Source organism: Streptomyces sediminimaris (assembly GCF_047049295.1).
GTDB lineage: Bacteria > Actinomycetota > Actinomycetes > Streptomycetales > Streptomycetaceae > Streptomyces > Streptomyces sediminimaris.
This window is the reverse complement of the sequence record NZ_JBJWOT010000001.1, coordinates 2078230-2103143: the sequence shown is the minus strand read 5'-3', so window position 1 is coordinate 2103143 and position 24914 is coordinate 2078230. Positions and strand designations below refer to the sequence as shown.

Here is a 24914-nt window from a genome sequence, read left to right as displayed (position 1 = left end):
GCCAGCACCCCCGACCTTCCCACGCCAACCACGAAAGGCACAGCGCATGACGCTCGCCGAACTCCGTCAGCAACTCGCCACGTTCGACCACCTGCCCGGAGACACGCCCGTAGTCCTCGCCAACAGCGCCGAGGGCAACGGCTTCAGCCCACTCGCCGTCATCGACGACGCCCTGTACGAGGCCCACAACACCTACACCGGCGACTGGTACGCCACCGACCAGATGCGCGCCCAGAACCCCGAGAACGACTGGGGCCCGGCACCCTACGGCACGGTGCCCGCCCTCTTCCTGTGGCCCACGAGCTGACCAAGGAGATGACCCATGGGACACCACCAGGGCGCCCCGATGCCCGCGACATTGCGCCACGCCTTCCGCGCCCACGCACACCCCGCCCGCTCCGTCCCCTGCCCGCACGAACCCTGCCACGCCCGCCCGCACCAGGCGTGCATCGTCCGCGTCAACGGCCGCCTGCTGAAGCAACTGCACCCCGCCCGCATCGCCGCATGGGCCCGCACCACCGCCTGCTGCCCCACCTGCGCCGTCGAGCCCGGTATCCCCTGCCACAAGGAAGGCATCCCACTCGCCGGCGTCCACGCCCGCCGCATCCAGGAAGCGAAGGTGACCCTCGCGTGAGCACGCCCCTTGAGCGCCTCCTGCAGGAGGCCATCCCCGTGCGGCTCGAACGCACAGACGGAACCCACAGCCTGTGGACAGAGCAGGAGCAGGACCGCCACTGGGCCGACCTGTGCGACGCGGTCGGAGCCCCTAACCATCGCAAGCACCCGCCCCGGAAGAAGGCAGCAGCGTGACGGGCGGGGACGGAGCGGCCACAGAGACCGCGTCATGCATGGCGTGCGGGCGTGAGCTGCGCGACGAGGAGTCCCGGCGGCTCCGCCTCGGGCCCGTCTGCCGCGAGCGCCTACGCGGCCTCCTGACGCCCCGCCCCCGCCGCCACGGCACACCCGTCGCGCTCCCTCACCCCGCGGCCCTGCCCGGCCGCCCCAGCCAGCTCGCCCTCGAACTCTGGGACGACGAGGACGAGGACGACGACGACCCCGACACCAGCCGGACCATCACCGACGTACCGACAGGAGCCCTCCTGTGAGCTACCCGACCCTCTTCATCACCCCCGGCATGCGCGACTTCGCCGAGGCCGTCGACGCCGAACGGCAACGCCAGCTCGAGCAGTGGGGCGACCAGCGGCACCCGATCCTGCGCGGCCCGAACAACCAGCACCTCTTCGAGCAGCTGGCCGACGCCATGCGCGACACCAACGAGGACCCGCACCAGCGCTGCTGGATGACGATCCTCCTCGAGGAGGCCTACGAGGCCGGCGCCGAACGTGACCTCGCCAAGCTGCGCGTCGAACTGGTCCAACTCGCCGCGGTGTGCCAGGCCATGGTCACCGACATCGACAGCCGGGAGGCGACGCCGGCCGACTCGACGCAGCAGAGCGGAGAGAACCGATGACCGTCGAGCTCGTCTACCGCGTCCGGTGTTCCGGCCCCTGCCGCCGCTGGCTGTCCATTCCCGACGGCTACGAGCCCGGCGAGGACATCCCATTGGCCGCGCTCGAACCCCAGCCCACCGCAGCCCGGGCCGGGATGTGGCCCGACGAGCACGCAGCCCGTCGCGCGGCGTTCGCAGCCGGATGGTCCTCCGGCACCTGCCCAGACTGCCGGGCCGAGGCGCAGGACGCCCCGTGGCCCGTGAAGGAATCCACCCGCCGCTACGCCGAGGAACTGCGCGCCACCCCAGGGCAGGCCTCGGCGGACGGGCACGCCGGATGGGAGTGCAACGCGGGCGCCTCCCTGCTCGTATCGGCCAGCACTCCGGGCCCAGGGGCACTGGGCACCCACCACGGCACGATCTACGCCTGCACCATCCACCGGGACGCGGCCGTGGAGCGCATAACAGGCGCCGGGTACGAGGCTGACCCGCAGCCCGCCCCACCGGGACACCGCTGGAACCCCTGGCCATGCGGGCACGTGACGGCACACGACACGCAGGCGCTGACGGACCTTACCGCCGCCGGGGAGCAGCGGAACGGGGCGCAGACATGACCTGCGGACTGTGCGGTGACGAGACGGACGGCCACCTGTGCAAGCGGGACGCCCTCAAGCTTGCCGAGCGGCTTGCCGACCTGCCCACCCTCTACGACGAACTCGTCCAGTGCCTCGTGCCGCGCCGCGGCGGCTGGGGCGAGATCGTCTCTACGAAGGGTGCGGCCGGCCCGCAGTCGCCGCTGGACGAAGACGTCCTGGACGAGATGACCACCGGCAGCATGATGACGATCGTGCACTCCTGGCGCGTCGACGTGCAGCGCGTGCGCTGGCCGCAGCACTCGCCGCCGCCACCTGCCGGCCTCGCCGCCGACTGCCGGTGGCTGGCCATGGAACTCGACTGGATCGTCGCCAACTACCTGCGGGCCGGCGACCTGGCGAGCGAGGTACGCGCCCTCGAGCGGCAGGCCCGCGCGGTCGTCGGCGACCCGGTCCCCAAGCGCAAGACGATCGGCCAGTGCATCGCCATCGTCGACGACCAGGGCACAGCGTGCGGGGCCACCATCACGCACCGGATGGGGGAGTCCCGCCTGCAGTGCCCGTCCTGCCACTGCCGGTACGAGAGCGAGCAGGACCTGCTCCTGCTGCTGCACTACCAGCCGGAGCCCGCATGACTATCACAGGCCCCGTTGTGCATAAGGTAGGGTGTGATAGCCTCGGAGAGGTGGAAACACCCCCATGGCGGGACCGCATCCGCACGGAGGATGAGCTGCTGGAACAGCTCGAACTCCAAGCGGAGCAGGCCCGCAAGCGAAGAGCTGAAGCCCTGAAGGAAGGGGCCGACGAACTCGGCAGCGTCTACAAGCTGGCGAAGGATCTCGGCCTCAGCTGGACGGCCGTCGCAAACGCGATCAAGAAGTACACAACGAAATAGAACGGGAGCCGGGACAGCAGCTCCTCAGGTGCTGGAACACCAGAGGGCGCGCGCACCACCCCGACTCCCTGACCGACCCCTTCCTGACCTAACCAGGAGGCATCGGCTATGGCCGATCTTGTCGCGCGCCCCGACCGGGCCGCAAGTTCCGCGCGAGCGCGGACCCTCGCCGAACTGCACCGCCAGTGCCGCGAGGACTACGCCAGCACCGCACCGCTGCGCCATCGTGGCCAGTACGACACGTCCGCCCGGGCCTGCCCGGCCACCTTCCCCACCGACCCGACGCCGTGCCGCGGCCCGGTCTCCGTCACCGTCCTCGACGCCCACAACCACGGCGCCGACGGCTGCGAGTACCACGCCGCCCGCCTGCTCGCCCACCTGAAGGGCGGCCGCGTCTACGCCCTGCCCACCGCCCCCGACGGCGCCGCCATCCGCGTCTTCCAGGCCGCCGGCGGTGAGCGCCGATGACCACCCGCGAACTCACCCGCGGTCAAGCCTTCGTCCTCGGTACGGCCGCCGTCGCCATGGTCGCCGTCGGAGCCGTCGGCAGCATCGGCACCTACAGCAACGCCGTCACCGCCTTCCACCGGCAGGCCACCGCCGCCGGCGTCGTCGCCGCCGGCGAAGGACTCACCCTCATCCTGGCCATGGTCATGCTCGGCCGCACCATGCTCGGCATGGCCACACCCGCCGTCGTCCGCGGCGGCATGTGGCTCGCCCCCCTCTCCGCCAGCAGCATCGGCCTGTCCATCGCAAGCGACGCCCGCGAAGCCGCCGTCTACGCGGCCACCCCGCTCGCCATGTCCCTCGCCGCCGAAGGCCTCGGCTTCATCGCCCGCTCGATCGTCGTCTACCGCACCGGCGTGGACGCCGAAGTGCAGCGCCGCAACGCCGACGCCGCCCGGCAGCTCGCCTTCAACCGGGCCGTGGCCGACGGCCACCCAAGCAAGCGCCGCCGCAAGTGGGCCGTGCGCCAGTACTGGCGCCTCGCCCGCTACGTCGGAGTCGGCGACACCGAACTCGGCGCCGGCCTCGTCGACGTCCAGCGCCACCGGGTCCGCGAAGGAGCTGATGCGGCCCTCGCATCCATGTACGGCACAGCCCCCGCCACCACCCCGGCACAGCCGACCGGGCAGCCCCGGCCGGCCTCCGCCACCGAGGTCCTCCGCGCCCGCTTCGCCGACATGGACCCCGCCGACGCCATCCGCCTCGCACACGATGCGCGACCGGATGCGCCCCCGGCCGAACTCGCCCACCTGCTCGGCACCTACGGCCTGCCCGTGGACGCCGTCGCCGTCGCCCTCGTCCTCGGCCAGCAGCCCCCCGAGTACACCGTCGACCGCCCGGATACGGACGCGCATCAACAGGTCAGCGCCCGTATCGGCGAGCTGGAGCCCGTCACGCTGGAGGCCGCCGTCATCGAGGCCGCATCAGCCCTCGGACCGGATGCGAAAGCCCGGGAGATCGTCGAGCACGTCGAGCGGCACCGCCGCCTGGTCGTCACCGAGCCCTACGTCCGCACCGCCCTGTCGAGGGCCGCGAAGAAGACCGAGCCGGAGCGCCCGGCCGAGCCCATGGAAGGCGGATACGCGTGATGCGCTGGCTCATCCTCGGCGCCCTGCTAGGGCTGCTGCTCCTCTACCCGCCCGCCCTCGCGCTGGCCGCCGCCATCCTCGCGGCCGTCCTCGCCAAGACCGCCGTCATCGTGTTCGCCATCGGCGTCGCCGTCGGCCTGCGCGCGCCCTGGCTCCGCAGGTGGGCACGATGACCGAGCCCACGCCCCTCGACAAGGCCGAGCAGGCGGTGAGAGAGGCCGCCGCGAACACCGACGTCGCGCGGATCGTCGCCGCCGTCCTCGCCACCCAGCAGGCCGCGCAGCCCCAGCCCGCCCCGCCGCCGGCCCCGGCCCGGCGCGGCATCCCCGCCAGCTACGTCGTCCTCGGGATCGCCGGGGCCGGTGCGCTCACCGCACTCGCCATGGCGGCCGCCGTGCTGGCCGTGGCCGTCGCGGTCGGCGCAGTCGCCGTGACCGCCTGCCTGCTCGTCCTGCGCTCCATGCTCAGCGACTTCCAGAAGGGGAAGTGACCGTGCCCAGTTCGTTCACCGGCGCCGAGAAGCGGCGCATGGCCTGGCTGATCGCCAAGGCCGCCAAGCAGTCCATGGCCGGAGACCGCGACGCCGACACCATCGACCCGCGCATCAAGGCCGAGATGGAACGCATCGAGCAGCGCGGCGCCGAACGCGGCGAGGCCGAGGTCGCGGCCCTGCGCTCCCGCCTGCAGCAGGCCCGCACCGCCGCGGCGAACGCCAAGGCCACCATGCGCGCCAGCAGCGGACGCGAGCGGGCCGACGCCCGCCAGCAGATGCACGAGCACGAGCGGGCCGCCCGCCGTATCGAGGCCGACCTGCGCCGATACCGCTAGCCACGCCCCGGGGACGGCGCCACGCCGGCAAGCCGTCGCCGTCCCCGGGCCCGGACCGCCCAACAGAACAACCCGGAGATCACAGGATGACCGAGAACGTCGTACAGCTCCACAAGACCCCGCCGCCCGACATGGCCGACACCCTCACCGAGACCATCATCGACGTCGTCCACGACGCCGAGCCGCGGCCCGTCGACCCGCCCACCGAGGCCCCGCCCGCCGGCACGTGGATCGCCGAACGCCAGGCCTACCTGGCCGAAGCCCCGCCCGTCATCCCCACCTTCCTGCGCAACGCCGCCGAGTTCGCCACCGCCGCCCGCTGGACGGTGTCCTACTACGCCCACCTCACCGGCTTCCACACCGTCCGGGCGCCCGTCTACCTGGCCCGCCTGCTGCTGCGCGCCCCGCGCGGCACCGGCCGTCTCCTCGTCCGCTGGGGCAAATGGGTCGCCGACACCGAGGCCCGGCCCGTCCAGGCCAAGGCCGCCACCACCGCCGACATCGACGCCTGGCTGACCCTGTCCCGCGAGCACTCCCGCCGCGTCCGCCCGCGCCGCATCGCCTCCCTGGCCGTCGCCACCCTCACCGGCATCACCACCGCCGTGTCCTGCTTCCTCGTACCCGGCTGGACACTCGCCGCCTACACCGGGGCCGCCGCCCTGGTCGGCCTCGCCGGGAAGAAGGGCGACAAGCCCCTGATCACCCGCTACGTCGCCACCAACGTGCTGCGCCGCCTCGACTCCACCGAGGTATTCGACGCGCTCGCCGCGATCGGCATCGAGGGCAAGAAGGGCAAGCGCGGCGTCGAGTTCGCCTCCGAGGTCATGCGCGACGGGCCCGGCTGGCGCGCCGAGGTCGACCTGCCGCCGGGCGTCGAGGCCACCGCCGTGCTGGAGAAGCGGGCCGCCCTCGCCGCCGCCATGCGCCGCCCCATCAGCACCGTCTGGCCGGAGGCCGACAGGACCGCGCACCCCGGCCGCCTCGTGCTGTGGGTCGCCCAGCGCGACCCCGCCAAGGCCGGCCGGAAGCTGTGGCCGTTGATGAAGGACGGCCAGGCCGACGTGTACGAGCCGCTGCCCTACGGCTTCGACCCGCGCGGCAACCTGATCGAGATCACCCTCATGTACTCCAACCTGCTGGTCGGAGGCATCCCCGGCTCCGGCAAGACCTCGTGCGCCCTCGCCATCGTCCTCGGCGTCGCCCTCGACCCCACCGCCGAACTGTGGATCTACGAACTGAAGGGCTCCGGCGACCTCGACTCCGTCAAGCCGATCTGCCACCGCTACGTCTCCGGTGACGAGGACGAGGACCTGGAGGCCGCCCTCGCCGGGATGCGCTCCGGGATCGCCGAGTACCAGCGGCGCGCCGCCTTCGTGCGCTCCCTGCCCGCCTCCGAGGTCCCCGAGGGGCGCAAGGTCACCCGCGCGCTCGCCGAGAAGTACCCCGAGCAGCAGCTCGGCCCGCGCGTCATCGTCATCGACGAGGTGCAGGAGCTGTTCACCCACGACGACTACAAGGACGAGGCCGCAGTCCTCGCCACCCGCCTGATCAAGAAGGCCCGCGCCTACGGCATCATCCTGATCCTGCTCACCCAGAACCCCGACGCCCCCTCCCTGCCCAGCAGCGTCTCCAGCTCGGTCGGCACCCGCCTGTGCCTGGCCGTCATGGACTGGCGCGCCAACAACAACGTGCTCGGCACCGGCGCCTACGACCGCGGCCTGCGCGCCACCGACATCAGCATCGACGAGCAGGGCACCGGCATCCTCGCCCGCGGCCGCGAAGGCATCACCGTCCGCGCCGCCTTCATCAAGCAGACCGAGGCCGAGGACATCGCCAAGCGCGCCCTGGCACTGCGCACCGCGGCCGGCACCCTGTCCGGGCAGTCCGTCGGCGCGACCGTCGAGGAACGCGACGTAGAGACCGTGGCCGACCACCTGCGCGCCGTATGGCCGGACGGGGTCGAGTCCGTGCACTCCCACCGCCTCGTCGAAGCCCTCGCCCGGCTGCGCCCGGACCTGTACAAGCCGTGGACCGAGATGGACGCCGCCGCCGCCTCCACCGCCCTCAGCGCCGCCCTCAAGCCCTTCAAGATCTCCACCCGGCAGCTCACCATCCGCGACTGCTGCGGCGGCGCCAAGGGGCTGCGCTACGCCGATCTCCCGCCCGCCGAGGACAGCGAGTAGGAGCCTCCGAGCCGGTTTCGGATCAAGCCCGCGGTTTCACCTTGATCCGAAACCGGTTTCGCCCCCGATGTCGGCCCTGAGCTGGCAAGTTTCGAGTTTCGGCCCCACCCGCCAGGCCCACGAACGGGCCCCTAACCGGGCTCGCCGAGACACCCCGCAGGCGACACCACTGCCGCATCATGGGGGCATGCAGCACCTCTACGTCCCGCCCGGCCACCTCACCGCCGAACAGACCCGCACCGCCCTCGGCATCACCGCCGGCGCCCTCCGCAACCTCGTCTACCGCGGCCAGCTCACCCGCTCCGGCGGCACCGAACGCCACCCCACCTACCGGGCAACAGACGTCGCCGCCATCGCCGCCAAACGCGCCGCACGCGCCGCAGCTTGACCCCAGGTCAGACGCTGTGTGACGATCTCCGCGTACAACCATGCCCGCACACGGGCCCCATATGACCCACACGAAGCCCCTCGGTGACCACACCCGAGGGGCTTCGTCGTGCACGGAGGCGCCATGCCCGACACCCTCACGGCGCCCCGCAGCGCCACCGAAGCGGCCCACCAACTCGCCCGCCAAGGCAAGCACGTCCACCTCGTCTCCGAAGGACACAGCACCTGCCTGAAGGGATGCTGCGGCCCGCAGCCCGTCGAGCTACCCGCCGCCGTCCAAGAGCGAGCCCGCCTGACCCGGCTCTCCCTCACCCACGGCATCCCGCACCTCTAGCTCACGACGAAGCCGGGCCGGACTGCTCACCCGACCCGGCTTCGTCGTGCTCAACGGCGCCGCTGCGCCCACCTCGCAGCCTCCGGCACCAGCACGCCAAGCACCACAGCAGCACCGATGATCACACCGGGCCACCACATGATCATTCGGCAGCCGATGATCAGCACCACTCCAGCAGCGACAACCCCAAGCCGCGCGTCCGGCTTCTCCACACTCACCACCCCCAAGTCCGGACACCGTACCGAGCGGAGGCTCTCGTGTCCGTACCCACCGAGGAACAGGCCCTCGCCAACGCCGCCCGACTCCTGGAACGAGCCGAGCTCGAGCTGACCAACCTGCCGCTCATGGAGCGCCTGGAAGGGATCGCAGACTCCTGGCTCAACATGGCCGTGCAGCTGCGCGAGCGAGAGCGCGTCTGAGAGACGGAGACGCCGTGCCCAAGCCCAAGCGCCTCCGGGTGTGCTCCGTCCCCGGCTGCCCCGAGTACACCCAGGGCGGACGCTGTCCCCGCCACCGGAGGGCAGCCGAGAGGGAGCGCGGCACCGCCCGCCAGCGCGGCTACGACAGCCAGCACGAACAGCGCTTCCGACCTGCTGTCCTTGCCCGCGATCCCATCTGCACCCTGTGCCGGCAGGCACCCAGTGTGCACGCTGACCACCACCCGCTCAGCCGGCGCGAGCTCATCGACCGAGGCCTCGACCCCAACGATCCGCGCCACGGCCGCGGGCTGTGCGGCCCGTGCCACAGCAGCGAGACCGCCAAGCACCAGCCCGGCGGCTGGAACCAGTGACCTGCGCAGCGCAACGCCCCAGGTCAGAGCACTGATCGAGGCCGCTGGCCAGCTTCGTGATCATCGTGCTGGCCGGCTGTCGCACAGCGTGACCGCATCAAGATCGATGATCTCGGGTTCGTCACTCTGGGTCATTATCAGGTGGGGGGTGACCCCTTGATCAACTAGACGCCCGGACCGCCGGGGAGGTGGCTCCCTGGTCTGCCGGGTTCAGAGGTCCTGATGATCATGCTAGTCGTCACGCAAGGTGACGACGCTTCAGCCGCGCAACGCGGCCAAGGTGGAGTGATCAACATGCCGAAAGGCGGAGCACGCAGCAGGTCCGGTCCTGCCCCCGATCCCGACGCACTGCGGCGCGAACGGGACGCCGGCGAGTGGACGATCCTGCCCGCCGAGGGCCGCCAGGGCGCAACGCCCGACTGGCCATTCGACGAGCAGACCGGCCGCGAGGCCGAACTGTGGGAGCGGCTGTGGGAGATGCCGCAAGCCCTGATGTGGGAGCGGTACGGCCAGGACCTCGAGGTGGCCCTGTACGTCCGGCGGCTGGCGGAGGCCGAGGGGCGCAATTCCTCTGTGGCCCTGTCGACGCTGGTGCGGCAGATGGGTGACTCCCTCGGGTTGTCGACCCCGGGGATGCGGGCGAACCGGTGGCGCATCGACCGGCGCCGCGATGACGAGGGGACGCCGGCCAGGCCGACGCCGGAGATCGAACCGACCTCGGCGCGCGCTCGGCTGAGGGCGGTGTCCGGTGGTAGCGGCTGACGACGGCACCTGGTCGCTCGACTTCCCCACGCTGTACGTGGTGCCGGACTGGATTGCCCGGCACTGCAAGCTGCAATCGGTCGGTGGCCTCGAGACCAAGCCGCAGCCGTTCCAGATGTACGACTGGCAGCTGCGCATCACGGCCAACCTCTACCGGGTCAAGCCGGATGCCGAACTGGGGCAGCTGGCCACGGCGTTCCACTACCGGCGCGCCCAGGCAGTGGCCCCCCAGAAGTCCGGCAAGGGGCCGTGGGCTGCGTCCATCGTGGCCGCAGAGGCGGTCGGGCCGGTGCTCTTCGGGGGATGGGCGCGTGGCGGCGAGCGGTACCGGTGCGCCGACCATCGCTGTGACTGCGGCTGGGTGTACGAGTATGAGCCGGACGAGCCGATGGGCCGGCCGTGGAACCAGCCGCTGATCCAGATCACGGCGACGTCCGAGGACCAGACTGACAACACCTACCGTCCGCTTCAGGCGATGATCCGCAACGGGCCGTTGCGCGAAGTGATGAAGGTGGGGGAGCAGTTCATCCGGCTGCCAGGAGACGGCCGTATCGATGTCGTCACCTCGAGCGCCCAGAGCCGACTGGGCAACCCGATCACGTTCGCTGTGCAGGACGAGACGGGCATCTGGACTGACGGCAACGGGATGACCAAGGTGGCGACGACGCAACGCCGCGGCCTGGCAGGCATGTCGGGGCGGTCGCTCGAGACGACGAACGCGTGGGATCCGACCGAGAACGCGGTTGCGCAGAAGACGGCGGAGACCAAGGTCAAGGACGTATACCGGTACCACCGGCTACCGCCCAAGGGCCTGGACTACAGCAAGAAGTCCGAGCGCCGGAAGATCCACGCTGCCGTGTACGAGGGCAGCGACCATATCGACTTGGATTCCATCGAGGGCGAGGCCACCGAGCTGCTGGAGAAGGAGCCGGCGGAGGCCGAGCGCTTCTACGGCAACCGGATCGTGGCCGGCATGGGCACCTGGCTTCAGCAGGACCGCTGGGACGCCCGGAAAGCCCTCCGGGTGGTGCCGGACGGTACCCGCATCGTCCTCGGCTTCGACGGCTCCGACGTGGACGACTGGACGGGCCTGCGGGCCGAGACGCTGGACGGCTATCAGTTCACTCCGCTGTACGGGCCGGATCGCCGTCTGTGCGTCTGGGACCCGGAGGAGTGGGAAGGGCAGGTGCCGCGCCTTGAGGTCGACACCGCGTTCCGGGAGATGTTCGAGCGGTACGACATCGTGCGCGCCTACGTCGATCCGCCGTACTGGACCAGCGAGGTCGCCGCCTGGCAGGCCAGCTTCGGCGAGAAGCGCGTCACCGAGTGGCACACCAACCGCGTGGTGCAGATGCACGCCGCGTGCGAGCAGCTGTTGACCGACGTCACGAAGAAGGACAGCACCTTCGAGCACGACGGCTGCGAGATCACATCGACTCATGTGCGGAACGCGCGCAAGGCGGCCCGGCCCTCGAAGCGGTACGTCCTGCGGAAGGCGGCCGTGCACCAGAAGATCGACCTTGCCGTTTGTTCGGTCCTCGCCCATGAGGCGGCGCAGGACGCCATCGCCGCGGGGCAGGCTGCGCCGCCGCCGACGTACTACGCCTACACGGCATGAGAGGGGGCGAGCGTGGCGACGACGGAGGAGCGGGCCCGGCGCCTGGTGGACGTGCTGGCCACTGAGCTGACGTCCCGCACGGGAATGGTGCGCCGGCACGATGAGTACTACCGCGGCAAGCACCCGCTGAAGTTCGCGTCCGATGAGTTCCGCAAGTACTGCGCCAACCGGTACGAGGGGTTCTCGGACAACTGGGTTCAGCCGGTGGCCGACTCGCCTGTGGAGCGGCTCACGGTGACCGGCGTGCAGGTACCCGGCCAGACGAAGGCGGACGAGGACCTGTGGGGCGTGTGGCAGCGCAACGGCCTCGACGCAGACAGCCAGCTGGGGTTCCTCGGCGCGGGCAACGCCGCCCGCGCGTTCGTGCTCGTCTGGGGCGACCCGGCAGACGAGGAGACCCCGGTCGTCACGTTCGAGGACGCCTCCTCGGCGGTCGTCCTGTACGAGCCGGGATCGCGGCGCAGGCGGCGCGCGGCCCTGAAGATGTGGCAGGACGGGTACAAGGAGTTCGCCACCCTGTACCTGCCTGACGAGGTGTGGAAGTTCGAGCGGGCCCTGTCGATGGGGGAGCAGAAGTCCCCGCAGATCGCCGAGGCCGACGAGGTCATGGACTCGTGGACGCCCCGCGAGATGCGGGACGAGCCGAATCCTCAGCCGAACCCGATGGGTCTGGTGCCCATGGTGGAACTGCCGAACCGGCCGCTCCTGGCGTCCGATCCGGTGTCGGACGTGTCCGGGGCCATCGCCATGCAGGACGCTATCAACCTGCTGTGGGCGATGCTGTTCACGAATGCCGACTACGCGTCGCTGACCCAGCGCATCGTGACCGGGGCGGAGATCCCGAAGATTCCGATCCTGGATTCGAACGGACAGAAGGTCGGCGAGAAGCCCATCGACCTGAAGAAGTTCGTCACTGACCGCATCCTGTGGCTGGAGAACCCCGAGGCCAAGGTGGACTCGTGGCCGGCCGCGCAGCTCACCGCCTACACGGACATCATCGAGGTGGCGGTGGGGCACATCGCCGCCCAGACCCGCACGCCGCAGCACTACCTCATCGGCCGGATGGCGAACCTGTCCGGCGACGCCCTGATCGCTGCCGAGACCGGCCTGGTCAAGCGGGTCGAGGAGAAACAGCTGTGGTTCGGGCAGGCGCTGCGCGAGGTGTTCCAGCTGATCTGCCTGGCCCGCGGCGAGGAAGACAAAGCGAAGGCGCTGGCCAGCAGCTCGGTGCTGTGGAAGGACCCGCAGTCCCGCAACCTCGCCCAGCTCACCGACAGCCTGCTGAAGCTGAAGCAGATCGGGTTCCCGTTCGAGTGGCTGGCCCTGCGCTTCGGGCTGACCCCGACGGAGGTCACCACGCTGATGGACATGCGCGCCCGGGAGGCCGAGCAGGACCCGGTGGCGGCCATGCTCGGCGCCGGCGGCCCGCCCGGGCCGACACCACCCAACCCGGCTCCGGCTGACGCGGGTGTGCCGTGACAGACCCGCTGATCCTGGCGCAGCGCCACCTCGCCAAGCAGCGGCGCGTCGCCACGGCCACCATGGCGTCAGCGCTGCGCGAGTGGGGCCTGATGGATGCGACCGATCTGCGGGGCTCCTGGAGTTCGGTGGGCCCGCGCCTCGTCACCGTGCTGACCGCTGGGCAGATGGCGGCGGCCGGCGGCGCGAACGAGTACGTCGATTCCGTGGCCAGCGCCCAGAGCGCCGCAGGAGCCGACGCGAGCGTGAATCCGGCCGCGTTCGCTGGAGTGGCCGCCGACGGGCGCAGCCTGGACACCCTGATGCTGCGGCCGCTGTTCACCACGTTCGAGGCCATCAAGGCCGGTTCTACGCCTGCGCAGGCGCTGAGCGCCGGACGCGGACTGCTGGCCACGATCATCCGCTCGGAGGTCGCCGACGCCGGCCGTGGGGCGGTCGGCGCCGGTATCGCGGGCCGCCGCACGATCCACGGCTACGTCCGTGTGGTCAGTCCGCCCGCCTGCAGCCGGTGCATCATCCTCGCGGGCAAGGAATACGGCTGGAACAAGGGCTTCCAGCGTCACCCGCGCTGTGACTGCGTTCACCTGCCGACCACGCTGATCGCCCACAACCAGCACCGCGGCCTGCGCGCGGACAGCGGCCGCCGCGGCTTCACCGACCCGCACGCCTACTTCAACAGCCTGTCCCGCACCGAGCAGGACCGCATCTTCACCGCGGCCGGGGCCCGCGCGATCCGTGACGGCGCCAGCATGAGCCAGGTCGTCAACGCCCGCCGCGGCATGTACACCGCCGACGCCTACGCCCGCCGTGTCGCCGCGACCCGGGAGGGCGCCACCCGCCGGGGTGCCTTCTACCGCCTCGAACGCGCCCGCACCGAGGCCCGCACCGGTATCCGCTTCGCCCGCGACCGGATCGAAGCCCGGCAGGGCCTGCCCCGCTTCGAGCTGCGCAGCCCGCGCCTGCTGCCCGAAGAGATCTACCGCCTGGCCGAGGACCGCGAGGACGCCATCCGGCTCCTGCGCCGCTTCGGCTACCTGACCTGACCCGGACGCAACGCCCGGGCCCGACTTCCGCAACGGGAGACGCATCACCATGACCGCATCCACCCTGCCCGTACACCCCGTCACCGGCCGCACCGCGCTGGGCTGGCGCAAGGCCCGCCCCGGCGAGGACGACAGCGAGCGGTACCCGATCTGGCCCGTCCTGGGCGCCGCCGACGATGACGACCAGGACGACGACACCGCCGACGACGACGGAGGGGACGACGCCGACGACGACGGAGGGGACGACGCCGACGACGACGCCGGCAACGACGACGGCCAGGACGACCAGGATGCGGACCCGGAGGGCGCCGACCAGCTCGGCGACCCCGGCAAGAAGGCCCTAGCCTCCATGAAGGACCGGCTGCGCAAGGAACGCGAGCGGCGCAAGGCCGCCGAGTCCGAGCGCGACCGCCTGAAGGGCGCCGGAGGCAACGACAACGACCCCGAGCACATTCGCAGTGAGGCCGACAAGGCGGCAACCGCCCGGGCCAACCAGCGCATCGTCCGCTCGGAGATCCGGGCCGCCGCGGCGGGCAAGCTCACCAACCCGCGCGACGCCCTCCACTTCCTCGACCTCAGCCAGTTCGAGGTCGACGAGGACGGCCAGGTCGACGAGGACGAGATCGCCGACGCGATCGAGGACCTCCTGAAGGAACGCCCCTACCTGGGAGCTGCCGCAAAGGCCGAGCCCAGGTTCAAGGGGAGCGGAGACGGCGGAGCCCGCAAGGGGACCGGCGGACCCAAGCAGCTCACAGAGCACGAAGTTTCGAAACTGACGCCCGAGCAGATCGACGAGGCTCACCGCAAGGGTCAGCTGCGCGAATACCTCGGCGGATAGCCACCCGAGAGGAAACCGATGTCCATCAAGCGTTTCCGGCCGGAGATTTGGTCCGCCAAGCTCCTGGTCGCGCTCCGTAAGGAGCTGGTCTACGCCGGCCCCGGCATGGTCAACCGCGACTACGAGGGCGAGATCTCGGAGGCGGGCGACACCGTCCGTATCACCTCCATCTCCCGGCCGACGATCGGCACCTACAACCCCAACTCGACGGTCATCACGCCCGAAGAGCTCAACGACGCCCAGCGCACGCTGGTCGTCGACCAGTCCAAGTACTGGGCCTTCAAGGTCGATGACGTCGACAAGCGGCAGGCCAAGGGCGACGTCATGCCGCAGGCCATGAGCGAGGCCGCCTACGCTCTCGCTGACGTCGTCGACCAGTACGTGGCCAACCTGTACACGCAGGCGCAGGCGGCGAACCAGCTCGGCACCATCTCGGTGCCGGAGGCGAACCCGGAGTACTTCTACTCCAAGATCGTCATCCCGCTGAAGGTCGCTCTCGACGACGCCAACGTGCCCAAGCAGAACCGGTGGATGGTCGTGCCGTCGTGGCTCGAGGGCCGGGCCCTGCTGGACCCGAACTTCATCAACGCGGAGAAGGCCGCCGACCAGGGCGCCGCCCTGCGCAACGGCTTCATCGGACGGGCCGGCGGATTCAGCATCTACATGTCGAACAACTGCCCCAACCCGACCGGCGACGACTACGTGGTGACCGCCGGCAACAGCACGGCGATCAGCTTCGCCGAGCAGATCAACAAGACCGAGGCCTACCGGCCCGAGTCGTCGTTCTCCGACGCCGTCAAGGGCCTGGCGCTGTACGGCGCGAAGGTCGTCCGCCCCGAGGCGCTGGCCACGGCCATCGCGTCCCAGACCTGATCCGGAGGGTCAGCCACCATGGCACGTACCGCTGTCGCGTACAGCGACCTCGTCCCCAACAGCAACCTCGCCGACCCGGCCGGGACCGCGCTCACCGCAGGAGCCGGCAACGGCGGCCAGGTCGCCGACGCCGACCCGGAACTGACCGTGCTGCGCGTCGTCAACGGCGCCACCGCCGGCACCTTCACCGTGCTGGCCGGCCAGCTGCCGCTGGCGATCGCCTCCGGGCAGGGCGACCTCGCCGTCTCGGTCGGCTCTTCGGCCACCGAATGGGTCGGCCCTGTGGAGTCCGGCCGCTTCCTGCAGAACGACGGCAGCCTGATCTTCGAGACCGATCAGGCCATGACCGTCACCGCCTTCAAGGTCCCGAGGAACACCTGACATGGCCGAGACGATCTACATCCGGGGGGAGGGCGGCGGCATCCACGCCATGGACCTGCCGCTGCCCGAACCGATCCAGGAACGCCTGACCAAGGGCATGCTGCGCCGCGTCAACAAGGACGGCAGCCCCTACCTCGAGCCGCTGGCCGAGCCGACACCGGGCACACCGCCGGACCCCGGCAAGGAGGTGCCCGGGCTGCCCCTCACGGAACCGGCGAAGACCGCCAACAAGGCGGAATGGGTCGGCTGGGCCGTCGTGAAGGGCGCCACCGCCGAGGAAGCCGACGGCATGACCAAGGCCGACCTCATCGAGAAGTACGCCACCCCCAGCAGCTGAGACGGGAGGGCACCACCCATGGCTCTTCCCGCCCTGGCCACACTCGATGACGCTGTGGCCTACGGCTACAGTCTGCCCGCCGACTCCGCCACCACCCTGCTCACCCGCGCGTCGGTCCGGATCCGGCGCGCGGCCGGGCAGCCCATCACCCCCAGTACCGTCACCGTGCAGCTCCCCGTCGAGAGCACCTGTCTCGAGCTGCCGGCCCCGCCGGTCATCGAGGTGACCGCGGTCGATGCTGTCGCCTCGGACGGGACCACGAGCGCGCTGACGGGCTGGTGGTGGGACGGCGAGCAGCTGCACCTGCCCGACGACTGTGCCACCACCCGCGTGCAGGTCACCTATCAGCGCGGCTGGGATCCGCTGCCTGACGGCCTGGTGGAACTGACCTGCCAGGTCGCCAGCCGCCTCGCGAACACCCCTGTGGGCATGGATGTCGGGATCCGCGAGCGGGCAATCGACGACTACCGCGAGACCTACGCGGCCGAGTCGATCCAGGCCGCCGGCGACCTGCTGCCCGGCGAACTCACCGCACTGCAGCGCGAACTCGGCGCGCGCTGCATCTGGGTGGTGGGGATGCGGTGATCACCGGACTTGATGCATTCCTCGCCCGGGGCCGGGACGCGGCCGAGGAACTGATGCTCGAGGAGATCGCCCTGTACCGGCCGGGTCCGGACATCTTCGACCGGGACACCGGGCTGACCGTGCCGGGCCCGCCCGCCATCACCTTCTACACCGGCGAGGCCAGGGTGAAGCCCGCTCAGCTCGCTGTGGCCCAGGTGCAGGCCGGAGACCAGGAACTGCGGCTGCGGCAGTACCGGATCACCCTCCCGTACTCGACGCGGCTGCCCGACTCGGGAGAACGCCCGCAGGCCGGGGACGTCGTGGACGTGCAGGACTCCCCGAACCCGCAGCTGGTGGGTCTGCGGCTGTGGGTGCAGGGAGCCCAGTACGGCGCCACAGCAACGGCGTGGCGGATCATCGCGGAGGAGCGGTCGTGAGCAGTGTCGATGTGAGCCAGATCCAGCGCCTGTCCAGAGACCTGTACCGGGCGGGCGCCCACGTGGAGCCGCGGGTACGGGCCGTGGTCGAGCGGGGCGCGGTCAACGTCAAGCGGGACTGGCGGGCCAACGCCGCCGCGAGCGCGGGCCGTCACGCGCGCCTGTACCCGGGAAGCATCTCCTACGACACCCGGCACTACCCGGGCGGGGCGATCGCGGAGATCGGCCCGGACAAGAACAAGCCGCAGGGCGCGCTCGGCAACCTGCTGGAGTACGGGTCGTCGAAGAACCCGCCGCACATGGACGGGGCGCGGGCGATCGCCGCCGAGGCGCCCCGGTTCGTCGAGCAGATCGCGGCCGTCGTGGGCCGCCAGGCGCTGTGACGGCCGCGCCGGGCGTCCTGGCCCACCGGGACGCGGTGGTCGCCGCCCTGGAGGACAAGGGGCTGACGGTGGGCCTGGGCGTGGCGCCCAGCCCGCTGCCGGAGACCGGCATGTATGCGGTCGTGCACATGGGCCCGGGCCGGTCGGTGCCGGAGTCGCTGGCCGATGTGCGCAGCGACTTCGACGGCCTGATGCAGATCACGGCGATCGGCCCGGACCAGGAGCGCTGCCTGTGGGTGGCCGACATGGTGCGCACCGCCCTGTACGGGCCGCTGGTCGTGGCCGGGCGGGTGTCCTTCCGGCCGGAAGAGCTGGGCGGGCCGCCGGCTGTCCGCGACGACGACGTGTCACCGCCGGTGTGGTTCGCGCCCATCCAATACATGATCCGCTCGACCAGTTAGGAGATCTGCTGTGGCCACGCTCACTACCCAGGCCATCACCGCCGACGGCCTCGACCCCGCCTATACCGCGGCCGCCGCCGGGGGCGACAAGGTCAAGCCCGGCCCGAACACGTTCCTGCACGTCGTCAACGGCGACGCGGCACCGATCACCGTCACGCTCGCCGTCCCCGGCAACTACTACGGCAGCGTGGCCAACCCGGACCTGGTGGTCACCGTGGCCGCCTCCGGCGAGCTGATGATTCCCGTCCCGGGGACGCCGTTCGCCGACCCGTCCGACTCCGGACTGGCCTCCGTCTCCTACAGCGCGGTCACCAGCGTGACCGTCGCCGCGCTGCGCATCTGACCTCTGCATTCCTGTCCACGCTCGCCCCGCCCTGACGGGGCTTTTCTCATGCCCTCAAGGGAGGACACGTCATGTCCGACGTGATCAACGACGGTAAGACCCGGGTCGCCTGGGTGACCGCGATTGCCGACATCTCCGCGCCGACCGTCGCCGAGCTCGACGCCGGCGAGGACTTCACCGAGCGGATCACCCCTGACGGTCTGGGCATCCCGGCCGAGACCGCCGACGTCGACAACAGCAGCCTGGCGTCCACGTTCACCACGGGACGGGCCGGCCGCCGGTCCTACAGCCCCGAGGTGACTTTCAAGCGCGGCGACACGGTGAGCGACGACCTGCCGTGGGCGACGCTCACCTACCAGACGCAGGGCTACCTCGTCGTGCGCCGCGTCCTGCCCTACACCACCGCGTGGGCCGCCGACCAGGAGTGCGAGGTGTATCCGGTGGAGTGCGGCGAGCGCAACAGCATCCCGCCGGCGCCGAACGAGGTCGCCAAGTTCACCAGCCCGATGAAGCTCCGCGCGGAGCCGAACACGTCCGCGGTGGTGGCTGCCTGATGCCGGACATCACCGAGATCCTCAAGAAGGCCCGCCCGCGCGAGCACACGGTGCGGATCTGCCTCGCCGGGGACGTGGCCGCGGAAGTGGATCGGCTCGAGAAGCAGCTCGCCGCGGTGTCGGAGTGGCGGCCGGCCAGCATCGCCGACCAGCACCCCGGCGTGGAGATCGCGGAGCAGATCGCGGCGGCCCGGGAGAAGATGCGGGCCGCCGAGGCCGAGTTCACGTTCCGTGCGCTCGGCGCCAAGGCGTGGTCCGACCTGGTGGCTCAGCATCCCGGCAAGACCGAGGACCAGGCATACGACGCGGAGACCCTCGCGCCCGCCCTGGTGTCCGCGTCCGCGGTGGATCCGGTGATGACGCCGGAACAGGTCGACGAGCTGTTCGAACACCTCAACAACGGGCAGCGGGAAGAGCTCATCGGCGCGGCCTGGGTGGTGAACGGCGAGGCCACCTCGGTCCCTTTCTCATTGGCCGCCTCCGCGATCCTCGCCTCCCGCACCGACGAGAAGTAGAGACCGCCCGCGCCTGGGGCGTACCCCGGTCGATCTTCCTGGGCCGGGCGTGGCCGCAGCCGGGCGAGGTGCTGTGGCTGGAGGACGACCGGGCGTGGGCGCTCGCCCTGGCCGCCGTCGAGGCGAGCGAGTGCCCGGACTGCCGGCAGCCGTGGGACGAGGCCACCGCCCGCGGCAGCGAAGGCGCCTGGCAGGCGGAGATCACCCGCTGCCACGCCTGTGCGGCCGCGGCCGCGAAGGTCGGCCAGTTCGAATCCGCCGGCGGCGACATGCGCGGCCTCCACGTCCACGTCACCCGGAGGTGAACCATGACCAGTCGCACCGTTCTCGTCCGTCTGGGTGCGACGACGACCGGCTTCACCGCGGGCATGCGTGGCGCCGCCCGGACGGCGTCACGGACGGCGGCGAGTATCCGGCGGGACATGACCACGGCGTCCCGGCGGACCGCGTCGACCATGAACCGGATCGCCACCAACCAGAGGACGGCGCTGAAGGCGACCCGTACCGGGTCGCTGGCTCTCATCGCCGCGTTCGGGCTCGCGGCTGCTGCGGCGGCCAAGTTCGAGCAGGCGATGAGCGAGGTCAAGGCCGTGTCCGGGGCGTCCGGGGCGGAGCTGCAGAAGCTGCGGCAGGCCGCGCTGGACGCGGGGCGTACCACCAAGTACTCGGCAACGCAGGCCGCGCAGGCGGAGGCCGAGCTGGCGCGGGCCGGCGTGAAGACGGCGGACATCGTGGGCGGCGCGCTGACCGGTGCGCTGTCACTGGCGGCGGCCGGCCAGCTCGACCTGAAGGAAGCCGCGATCACCTCCGCGCAGGCGATGAACACCTTCGGCCTGTCCGGCAAGGACATGGGGCACGTCGCGGACGTCCTCGCCGCCGGCGCGAACAAGTCGGCGACGAACGTGCACCAGATGGGCCTGGCGATCCGCATGGGTGGTCTGGTCGCCCACCAGACGGGTCTGTCGATCGAGGACACAGCGGGCGCGATCGCCGCGTTCGCCGACCACGCCCTGGTCGGCTCGGACGCGGGCACGTCGCTGAAGGTCATGCTGCAGCGGCTCACCCCGCAGTCCCAAGAGGCCGAGACGATGATGGCCAAACTCGGCTTCAGCGCCTACGACTCACAGGGCAAGTTCGTCGGCCTGTCCGCCCTGGCGGGCCGCCTCCAGAAGAGCTTCAAGAACCTGACGCCGGAGGCGCGGAGCGCCGCCTTCGGGGTGATCTTCGGATCCGACGCGGTGCGCAGCGCGAACGTCCTGTACGAGCTGGGCGCGAAGGGCGTCGACGAGTACACCAAGAAGGTCAACGACCAGGGGTACGCGGCCCGCACCGCGGCCACCCAGATGGACAACCTCATCGGCGACTTCGAGCTGCTGAAGAGCGCCCTCGAGACGGCCCTCATCCAGTCCGGGACCGCGGCCAACAGCGTGCTGCGCGACATGGTCCAGTGGGTCACGAAGATCGTGAACGCCTACGCTTCCCTCCCGCCGGAACTGCAGGCCGGCGCGACGCTGTTCGCCGGCGTGGCGGGCGCCGTGGGACTCGCCGGATCCGGGCTGCTGCTCCTGCTGCCGCGCATCATGACCGTCCGGCGGGAACTGCGCGACATGGGACTCACCGCTGCCCGCACCCGCACCGCGCTCGGTGTCCTCGGCAAGACCTCCATCGTCATCGGCGGCCTGATCGCCATCTCCTACGCCGTACAGGAGGTCCGCGACCAGTTCAAGGACACACCCCCGGACGTGGCGAAACTGACGAACTCGATGGTCGACTTCGCGCAGAAGGGCAAGGCGTCCGGAGAGCTGGCCAAGAAGTTCGGGGAGAACCTCGACGGGCTCGGCGAGGCCGTCGCGCGCATCGCCCACCCCTCGGGCGAAGCCCGCACCACCGACATCGTCAACAGCCTCACCTTCAACCTCACCAAGGGGCTGATGGAGGCCCAGATCCCCCTCGACGAGGCCCACGACAAGCTCGACGCGATCGACCAGTCCCTTGCCGAGCTTGTCTCCTCGGGCCACACCCAGGAGGCGGCGGCGAACTTCAAGGCCTACGCCCAGGCCGCCAACGAGTCCGGCACGTCGACGGAGAAGTTCCTCACCCTGCTGCCCAAGTACTCGGATGCGCTGGCGTCCAGCGACACGCAGTCCAAGCTCGCGGCGGGCTCGCAGGGCGACCTCGGCGACCAGGTGGCGAAGACGAAGACCGAGATCCAGGACCAGCGCTCGGCGGCAGAGAAGCTGACGGACGCCCTCAACGGCCTGAACGGCATCAACATCAGCGCCGCGGAGAAGAGCATCGGCTTCCAGCAGTCCCTGGCCGATCTGACGAAGACGGTCAAGGACAACGGGCACTCCCTCGACGAGACCACCGACAAGGGCCGAAAGGTCAAGTCGGCTTTCCTGGACGCGGCCAAGGCCGCCATGGAGCACGCGCAGGCCGTCGCCGACCAGAAGCACAGCGTGGAGGCCGGCGACGTAGTCCTGGCCCAGGACATCGAAGCGCTGAAGAAGACGATGCACCAGGCCGGCTTCACCAAGGAGCAGATCGAGAAGCTGACCAGCGCCTACGCCAAGCTGCCCGAGTCGCGAACCACCAAGATCAAGGGCGATCTGAAGGACCTCAACCGGAAGCTCTCCCAGGCCAAGGCCGAGCTGAAGAGGGTGCCGGACTCCCGCAAGGCGCAGGTGCGGGCGAACATCGCCGACCTCGAGCGGAAGATCCGCATCGCTAAGGACGCCCTGAACAACCTGGACGGCTACTCGGCGACGACGTGGATCTACACCAACTACTCGACCCCGCACCACATGGCCACCGGCGGTCTCCTGCACCGCGCGCACGGCGGGCCCATCCCCGGCTATCCGGGCGGCGGGAAGATCGTCGGCCCGGGCACGGCGACATCCGACTCGGTGCCGCTGTGGGGCTCCAACGGCGAGTTCGTGATCCGTGAGGCGTCGGTACGCAAGTACGGTGTGGCGTTCATGGAGGCCATCAACCAGGGCCTGCTGCCCTCCGGTAGCGCCATGCCGGCCCGCTACTACGCCGGCCATCCGTCCCAGCCGGTCGGCGCAGCTTCGGCCAACCGGTACGTCACCTACAACGTGTATCCGCGGAAGTCCGTGATCGACGCCTCCGATCTGCGCCTGCTGCAGCGGCAGGAAGAGGCCCGCCAGCGCGTGGGGAGGCCCAGGTAGATGCCGCTCATTACAGCACCGGTCACCACCCCGCCGGATACCGGCGAATCGGGTGGTGGCGGTGTATCCATCCCGGACCTCGGCCACGCGACGGTCACCTACACCGACCCCGCTGGCGGTGTGTGGCCGCTGACCACCGAGGCCCTGGGCTGGTACACCCTCGCCGACGGCGTGTCCGGCCTCGGCGCCGCACCCTACGAGCTGACGTCGGACCCCCACCCGCGCGGAGGCGCACGGCTGCGGCATGCGCAGCCGCAGGCGCGGGCCATCGTGTGGCCGCTGCACGTCTACGGCTCGGACCACCTCGAGTTCGTGCAGCGGTGGCGGCAACTGGCGACAGCCTTCACCCGCACGCTGCGCGACGGGGCGGGCACCTTCGAGGTCGCGCGGCCGGACGGCAGTCGCCGCCGCATCAACGTGATCTACCAGGACGGGTTCGACGGGCAGGGCAACCGCAGCGCGAGCAGCGCCATCTTCGACAGCGCCGTCCTGACGCTGTGGTGTGAAGACCCGTACTGGGTCGACTCCGAGACGGTCATGGTGCACCGGGAGTACGGCGTCGGCGCCGACTTCCTGAACCCGTACCCGACCGTGTCCAGCTCGCAGGTCCTCGGCGCGACCACGGTCACCAACCCCGGCGACGTCGACGTCTGGCCGGAATGGATGATCACCGGCCCTGCGTCACTGATCACGTTCACCCGCCAGGACACCGGCGACAGCTTCGTCCTCGACCCCAGCGCGTCCGCGATCGGCCACGGCGCGCTGACGGCCGGCCAGCAGGTCACCATCCGCACCGACCCCGTCCAGGTCCGCTACCAGGACGGCTCCAACTGGGTCGGCGGGCTGAACTGGCCGTCAGCGTCGCTGTGGTCGCTGCCTCCGGGCAGCACGGACGTCACCTTCGAACTCGACGGCGCCGGGCCCGGCTCAGCCGTGGACCTCACGTTCAACCCACGCTACGAGACCGCATAGGAGGTGGCGCGTGGCGATCCAGCTCCTCATCACGGACGAGGCCCTCGCCGTGCAGGGCGATCCCCTCACCGACTGGACGTCGCTCGACGCCACGCTGAAGTTCAACGAGCCGGGCAGCGGGAGCGTGGACCTGGTTGCTCACTCCTATGTGATGGACCAGCTCCAGCCCGGCAACCGCTTGGTGGTCATCCGGGACGGCGAGATCTGGATGGCCGGCCCGATGGAGATCCCGCAGGACTTCTCCTGGGGGATCGGCAGCGACGGCGAGGCACCGCCGGGCAAGGTCACCGTCAACTTCAGCGACGACCTGGCGCGGCCGGCCGGATACCTCACCTGGGCGGACCCGGCCTCGGCCTGGTCGGCGCAGCCCGATACCGCCTACCAGATCACCTCGACGAACGCGGAGACGATCATCCGGACGTTGGTCGACGTCAACTGCGGGCCTTCCGCGCGCGGGGATCGGCAGATCCCGAACTTCGCCCTCGCTGCTGCCGCTGGTGTCGGCAGCAGTACCAGCGTGAACACCCGCTTCGAGGGCCTGCTCGCCACCTGCCGGCGGGTGGCGATCGACGGCGGCGGCCTCGGGTTCCGCGCCCGCCAGACGAGCAGCCAGATCGAGTTCGAGGTGTACGCCCCGGCCGACCTCACGGCAACGGCCCGCTTCTCCGAGGGTCTGGGCAACCTGCGGGCGGTCACCTTCAAGCAGAGCGCACCGACCGTGACGCATGCGCTGGTCACGGGCTCCGACCAGGCCACACCGCGCGCCTACGTCGAGGTGGCAGACACCACCGCGGCATCCACGTGGTACCGGGTCGAGGAGCTCGTCAACGGCTCGGCGGACGACGACACCAACGGCGAGCTCACCCAGGACGGCACCGAGTCGCTCGCCGGCGGGTCGGCGCCGGTGGAGCTGGCGACGGTCACCGTCGACACCGAGGACCTCAGGGCCGGCCGCGACTACGGCCTCGGCGACAAGGTCACCGTCGCCCTCCCCACGGGCCTGGAGGTCGCCGACCTGGTGCGCTCCATCCACCTGCAAGCAACGCCCGAGAGCGGCGAGTACGTCACGAGCCTGGTCGGGTCGCCGGAGGCAACGTCGGACCCGCAGATGGTGCGGCTGGTACGAGAGCTGGGCCGCAGGCTCGGCCGGATCGAAGCGAGGTAACGC

The 24914-nt window shown here is 70.8% G+C and carries 38 protein-coding genes; 37 read left to right on the top strand and 1 reads right to left on the bottom strand.

Annotated elements, in window-relative coordinates:
* Positions 1-46: 46 nt before the first annotated feature.
* The 16 genes from ACJ9NR_RS09900 to ACJ9NR_RS09825 all read left to right on the top strand — a co-directional run bounded on the left by ACJ9NR_RS09900 (position 47) and on the right by ACJ9NR_RS09825 (position 8265).
* Positions 47-307 (top strand): hypothetical protein, encoded by a 261-nt coding sequence (locus tag ACJ9NR_RS09900; protein ID WP_412487138.1) that lies wholly within the window; start codon positions 47-49, stop codon positions 305-307.
* Between the two features lie 15 nt (positions 308-322).
* Positions 323-634, top strand: coding sequence for a zinc finger domain-containing protein (locus tag ACJ9NR_RS09895; RefSeq protein ID WP_412487137.1), 312 nt, complete (start codon positions 323-325; stop codon positions 632-634).
* A complete protein-coding gene (locus ACJ9NR_RS09890; protein WP_412487136.1) occupies positions 631-810 on the top strand; it encodes a hypothetical protein in 180 nt (59 codons plus the stop codon). The genes ACJ9NR_RS09895 and ACJ9NR_RS09890 overlap by 4 nt, the downstream gene beginning before the upstream one ends.
* Positions 807-1106, top strand: coding sequence for a DUF6011 domain-containing protein (locus ACJ9NR_RS09885; protein ID WP_412487135.1), 300 nt, complete (start codon positions 807-809; stop codon positions 1104-1106). Before ACJ9NR_RS09890 ends, ACJ9NR_RS09885 begins: the two co-directional genes overlap by 4 nt.
* Positions 1103-1471 carry a hypothetical protein gene (locus ACJ9NR_RS09880; protein WP_412487134.1) on the top strand — a complete coding sequence of 123 codons (369 nt, stop codon included), beginning with the start codon at positions 1103-1105 and terminating at the stop codon, positions 1469-1471. The genes ACJ9NR_RS09885 and ACJ9NR_RS09880 overlap by 4 nt, the downstream gene beginning before the upstream one ends.
* On the top strand, positions 1468-2064 hold the full coding sequence (locus ACJ9NR_RS09875; RefSeq protein WP_412487133.1) for a hypothetical protein: 597 nt from the start codon (positions 1468-1470) through the stop codon (positions 2062-2064). The genes ACJ9NR_RS09880 and ACJ9NR_RS09875 overlap by 4 nt, the downstream gene beginning before the upstream one ends.
* On the top strand, positions 2061-2678 hold the full coding sequence (locus tag ACJ9NR_RS09870) for a hypothetical protein (RefSeq protein ID WP_412487132.1): 618 nt from the start codon (positions 2061-2063) through the stop codon (positions 2676-2678). Before ACJ9NR_RS09875 ends, ACJ9NR_RS09870 begins: the two co-directional genes overlap by 4 nt.
* A gap of 50 nt (positions 2679-2728) precedes the next feature.
* The gene (locus ACJ9NR_RS09865) at positions 2729-2938 is read left to right on the top strand and encodes a hypothetical protein (protein ID WP_412487131.1); all 210 of its coding nucleotides are present in this window, start codon (positions 2729-2731) and stop codon (positions 2936-2938) included.
* A gap of 108 nt (positions 2939-3046) precedes the next feature.
* Positions 3047-3406 carry a hypothetical protein gene (locus tag ACJ9NR_RS09860; protein ID WP_412487130.1) on the top strand — a complete coding sequence of 120 codons (360 nt, stop codon included), beginning with the start codon at positions 3047-3049 and terminating at the stop codon, positions 3404-3406.
* A complete protein-coding gene (locus ACJ9NR_RS09855; RefSeq protein WP_412487129.1) occupies positions 3403-4533 on the top strand; it encodes a conjugal transfer protein in 1131 nt (376 codons plus the stop codon). Before ACJ9NR_RS09860 ends, ACJ9NR_RS09855 begins: the two co-directional genes overlap by 4 nt.
* Positions 4530-4706, top strand: coding sequence for a hypothetical protein (locus tag ACJ9NR_RS09850; protein WP_412488873.1), 177 nt, complete (start codon positions 4530-4532; stop codon positions 4704-4706). Before ACJ9NR_RS09855 ends, ACJ9NR_RS09850 begins: the two co-directional genes overlap by 4 nt.
* A complete protein-coding gene (locus tag ACJ9NR_RS09845) occupies positions 4703-5023 on the top strand; it encodes a hypothetical protein (protein ID WP_412487128.1) in 321 nt (106 codons plus the stop codon). Before ACJ9NR_RS09850 ends, ACJ9NR_RS09845 begins: the two co-directional genes overlap by 4 nt.
* A gap of 2 nt (positions 5024-5025) precedes the next feature.
* The gene (locus ACJ9NR_RS09840) at positions 5026-5361 is read left to right on the top strand and encodes a hypothetical protein (protein WP_412487127.1); all 336 of its coding nucleotides are present in this window, start codon (positions 5026-5028) and stop codon (positions 5359-5361) included.
* An 86-nt stretch (positions 5362-5447) separates the two neighbouring features.
* On the top strand, positions 5448-7544 hold the full coding sequence (locus ACJ9NR_RS09835; RefSeq protein WP_412487126.1) for an FtsK/SpoIIIE domain-containing protein: 2097 nt from the start codon (positions 5448-5450) through the stop codon (positions 7542-7544).
* 187 nt (positions 7545-7731) lie between these two features.
* Positions 7732-7932, top strand: coding sequence for a hypothetical protein (locus ACJ9NR_RS09830; RefSeq protein ID WP_412487125.1), 201 nt, complete (start codon positions 7732-7734; stop codon positions 7930-7932).
* Positions 7933-8055: 123 nt separating this feature from the next.
* Positions 8056-8265 carry a hypothetical protein gene (locus ACJ9NR_RS09825; protein WP_412487124.1) on the top strand — a complete coding sequence of 70 codons (210 nt, stop codon included), beginning with the start codon at positions 8056-8058 and terminating at the stop codon, positions 8263-8265.
* 50 nt (positions 8266-8315) lie between these two features.
* Here the strand turns inward: ACJ9NR_RS09825 and ACJ9NR_RS09820 are convergent, their stop codons facing one another.
* On the bottom strand, positions 8316-8477 hold the full coding sequence (locus ACJ9NR_RS09820; RefSeq protein WP_412487123.1) for a hypothetical protein: 162 nt from the start codon (positions 8475-8477) through the stop codon (positions 8316-8318).
* Positions 8478-8522: 45 nt separating this feature from the next.
* On the opposite strand from ACJ9NR_RS09820, the gene ACJ9NR_RS09815 reads away from it, so the two are divergent.
* The 21 genes from ACJ9NR_RS09815 (at position 8523) to ACJ9NR_RS09715 (ending at position 24911) form a co-directional block, all read left to right on the top strand.
* Entirely contained in the window at positions 8523-8684 is a 162-nt protein-coding gene (locus ACJ9NR_RS09815; RefSeq protein WP_412487122.1) for a hypothetical protein, read from the top strand.
* Between the two features lie 14 nt (positions 8685-8698).
* Positions 8699-9055 (top strand): holin, encoded by a 357-nt coding sequence (locus tag ACJ9NR_RS09810; protein WP_412487121.1) that lies wholly within the window; start codon positions 8699-8701, stop codon positions 9053-9055.
* Between the two features lie 294 nt (positions 9056-9349).
* Positions 9350-9817, top strand: a complete 468-nt coding sequence (locus ACJ9NR_RS09805) for a hypothetical protein (RefSeq protein ID WP_412487120.1) — start codon at positions 9350-9352, stop codon at positions 9815-9817.
* Entirely contained in the window at positions 9804-11435 is a 1632-nt protein-coding gene (locus tag ACJ9NR_RS09800) for a hypothetical protein (protein ID WP_412512687.1), read from the top strand. The genes ACJ9NR_RS09805 and ACJ9NR_RS09800 overlap by 14 nt, the downstream gene beginning before the upstream one ends.
* A gap of 12 nt (positions 11436-11447) precedes the next feature.
* A complete protein-coding gene (locus tag ACJ9NR_RS09795; RefSeq protein WP_412487118.1) occupies positions 11448-12914 on the top strand; it encodes a phage portal protein in 1467 nt (488 codons plus the stop codon).
* Positions 12911-13957: a VG15 protein gene (locus ACJ9NR_RS09790; protein ID WP_412487117.1), complete on the top strand. Its 1047-nt coding sequence runs from the start codon at positions 12911-12913 to the stop codon at positions 13955-13957. Before ACJ9NR_RS09795 ends, ACJ9NR_RS09790 begins: the two co-directional genes overlap by 4 nt.
* Before the next feature lie 49 nt (positions 13958-14006).
* On the top strand, positions 14007-14795 hold the full coding sequence (locus ACJ9NR_RS09785) for a hypothetical protein (RefSeq protein WP_412487116.1): 789 nt from the start codon (positions 14007-14009) through the stop codon (positions 14793-14795).
* A gap of 18 nt (positions 14796-14813) precedes the next feature.
* On the top strand, positions 14814-15668 hold the full coding sequence (locus ACJ9NR_RS09780) for a phage major capsid protein (RefSeq protein WP_412487115.1): 855 nt from the start codon (positions 14814-14816) through the stop codon (positions 15666-15668).
* An 18-nt stretch (positions 15669-15686) separates the two neighbouring features.
* Entirely contained in the window at positions 15687-16049 is a 363-nt protein-coding gene (locus tag ACJ9NR_RS09775; protein WP_412487114.1) for a hypothetical protein, read from the top strand.
* Between the two features lies 1 nt (position 16050).
* Entirely contained in the window at positions 16051-16386 is a 336-nt protein-coding gene (locus ACJ9NR_RS09770) for a hypothetical protein (protein ID WP_412487113.1), read from the top strand.
* An 18-nt stretch (positions 16387-16404) separates the two neighbouring features.
* On the top strand, positions 16405-16971 hold the full coding sequence (locus ACJ9NR_RS09765; RefSeq protein ID WP_412487112.1) for a hypothetical protein: 567 nt from the start codon (positions 16405-16407) through the stop codon (positions 16969-16971).
* Complete coding sequence (locus ACJ9NR_RS09760; RefSeq protein ID WP_412487111.1) at positions 16968-17387, top strand: DUF6093 family protein; 420 nt, start codon at positions 16968-16970, stop codon at positions 17385-17387. The genes ACJ9NR_RS09765 and ACJ9NR_RS09760 overlap by 4 nt, the downstream gene beginning before the upstream one ends.
* On the top strand, positions 17384-17770 hold the full coding sequence (locus ACJ9NR_RS09755; RefSeq protein ID WP_412487110.1) for a hypothetical protein: 387 nt from the start codon (positions 17384-17386) through the stop codon (positions 17768-17770). Before ACJ9NR_RS09760 ends, ACJ9NR_RS09755 begins: the two co-directional genes overlap by 4 nt.
* Positions 17767-18171 carry a hypothetical protein gene (locus ACJ9NR_RS09750; protein WP_412487109.1) on the top strand — a complete coding sequence of 135 codons (405 nt, stop codon included), beginning with the start codon at positions 17767-17769 and terminating at the stop codon, positions 18169-18171. Before ACJ9NR_RS09755 ends, ACJ9NR_RS09750 begins: the two co-directional genes overlap by 4 nt.
* Before the next feature lie 10 nt (positions 18172-18181).
* Entirely contained in the window at positions 18182-18514 is a 333-nt protein-coding gene (locus ACJ9NR_RS09745; RefSeq protein ID WP_412487108.1) for a hypothetical protein, read from the top strand.
* 71 nt (positions 18515-18585) lie between these two features.
* A complete protein-coding gene (locus ACJ9NR_RS09740) occupies positions 18586-19068 on the top strand; it encodes a phage tail tube protein (RefSeq protein ID WP_412487107.1) in 483 nt (160 codons plus the stop codon).
* Complete coding sequence (locus ACJ9NR_RS09735; protein ID WP_412487106.1) at positions 19068-19583, top strand: hypothetical protein; 516 nt, start codon at positions 19068-19070, stop codon at positions 19581-19583. Before ACJ9NR_RS09740 ends, ACJ9NR_RS09735 begins: the two co-directional genes overlap by 1 nt.
* A 68-nt stretch (positions 19584-19651) precedes the next feature.
* Entirely contained in the window at positions 19652-19888 is a 237-nt protein-coding gene (locus tag ACJ9NR_RS09730; RefSeq protein WP_412487105.1) for a hypothetical protein, read from the top strand.
* A gap of 3 nt (positions 19889-19891) precedes the next feature.
* Positions 19892-22774: a phage tail tape measure protein gene (locus ACJ9NR_RS09725; protein WP_412487104.1), complete on the top strand. Its 2883-nt coding sequence runs from the start codon at positions 19892-19894 to the stop codon at positions 22772-22774.
* Positions 22775-23746 carry a phage tail family protein gene (locus ACJ9NR_RS09720; RefSeq protein WP_412487103.1) on the top strand — a complete coding sequence of 324 codons (972 nt, stop codon included), beginning with the start codon at positions 22775-22777 and terminating at the stop codon, positions 23744-23746. It begins immediately after the preceding gene.
* Positions 23747-23756: 10 nt separating this feature from the next.
* On the top strand, positions 23757-24911 hold the full coding sequence (locus ACJ9NR_RS09715) for a siphovirus ReqiPepy6 Gp37-like family protein (protein ID WP_412487102.1): 1155 nt from the start codon (positions 23757-23759) through the stop codon (positions 24909-24911).
* Positions 24912-24914: the final 3 nt, after the last annotated feature.

Excerpts from the sequence above, each read along its gene's own strand:
- ACJ9NR_RS09900 (WP_412487138.1), top strand. The coding sequence starts at position 47 with ATGACGCTCGCCGAACTCCGTCAGCAACTCGCCACGTTCGACCACCTG.
- ACJ9NR_RS09895 (WP_412487137.1), top strand. The coding sequence starts at position 323 with ATGGGACACCACCAGGGCGCCCCGATGCCCGCGACATTGCGCCACGCC.
- ACJ9NR_RS09875 (WP_412487133.1), top strand. The coding sequence starts at position 1,468 with ATGACCGTCGAGCTCGTCTACCGCGTCCGGTGTTCCGGCCCCTGCCGC.
- ACJ9NR_RS09870 (WP_412487132.1), top strand. The coding sequence starts at position 2,061 with ATGACCTGCGGACTGTGCGGTGACGAGACGGACGGCCACCTGTGCAAG.
- ACJ9NR_RS09860 (WP_412487130.1), top strand. The coding sequence starts at position 3,047 with ATGGCCGATCTTGTCGCGCGCCCCGACCGGGCCGCAAGTTCCGCGCGA.
- ACJ9NR_RS09855 (WP_412487129.1), top strand. The coding sequence starts at position 3,403 with ATGACCACCCGCGAACTCACCCGCGGTCAAGCCTTCGTCCTCGGTACG.
- ACJ9NR_RS09845 (WP_412487128.1), top strand. The coding sequence starts at position 4,703 with ATGACCGAGCCCACGCCCCTCGACAAGGCCGAGCAGGCGGTGAGAGAG.
- ACJ9NR_RS09835 (WP_412487126.1), top strand. The coding sequence starts at position 5,448 with ATGACCGAGAACGTCGTACAGCTCCACAAGACCCCGCCGCCCGACATG.
- ACJ9NR_RS09830 (WP_412487125.1), top strand. The coding sequence starts at position 7,732 with ATGCAGCACCTCTACGTCCCGCCCGGCCACCTCACCGCCGAACAGACC.
- ACJ9NR_RS09825 (WP_412487124.1), top strand. The coding sequence starts at position 8,056 with ATGCCCGACACCCTCACGGCGCCCCGCAGCGCCACCGAAGCGGCCCAC.
- ACJ9NR_RS09805 (WP_412487120.1), top strand. The coding sequence starts at position 9,350 with ATGCCGAAAGGCGGAGCACGCAGCAGGTCCGGTCCTGCCCCCGATCCC.
- ACJ9NR_RS09785 (WP_412487116.1), top strand. The coding sequence starts at position 14,007 with ATGACCGCATCCACCCTGCCCGTACACCCCGTCACCGGCCGCACCGCG.
- ACJ9NR_RS09780 (WP_412487115.1), top strand. The coding sequence starts at position 14,814 with ATGTCCATCAAGCGTTTCCGGCCGGAGATTTGGTCCGCCAAGCTCCTG.
- ACJ9NR_RS09775 (WP_412487114.1), top strand. The coding sequence starts at position 15,687 with ATGGCACGTACCGCTGTCGCGTACAGCGACCTCGTCCCCAACAGCAAC.
- ACJ9NR_RS09770 (WP_412487113.1), top strand. The coding sequence starts at position 16,051 with ATGGCCGAGACGATCTACATCCGGGGGGAGGGCGGCGGCATCCACGCC.
- ACJ9NR_RS09765 (WP_412487112.1), top strand. The coding sequence starts at position 16,405 with ATGGCTCTTCCCGCCCTGGCCACACTCGATGACGCTGTGGCCTACGGC.
- ACJ9NR_RS09740 (WP_412487107.1), top strand. The coding sequence starts at position 18,586 with ATGTCCGACGTGATCAACGACGGTAAGACCCGGGTCGCCTGGGTGACC.
- ACJ9NR_RS09735 (WP_412487106.1), top strand. The coding sequence starts at position 19,068 with ATGCCGGACATCACCGAGATCCTCAAGAAGGCCCGCCCGCGCGAGCAC.
- ACJ9NR_RS09725 (WP_412487104.1), top strand. The coding sequence starts at position 19,892 with ATGACCAGTCGCACCGTTCTCGTCCGTCTGGGTGCGACGACGACCGGC.
- ACJ9NR_RS09720 (WP_412487103.1), top strand. The coding sequence starts at position 22,775 with ATGCCGCTCATTACAGCACCGGTCACCACCCCGCCGGATACCGGCGAA.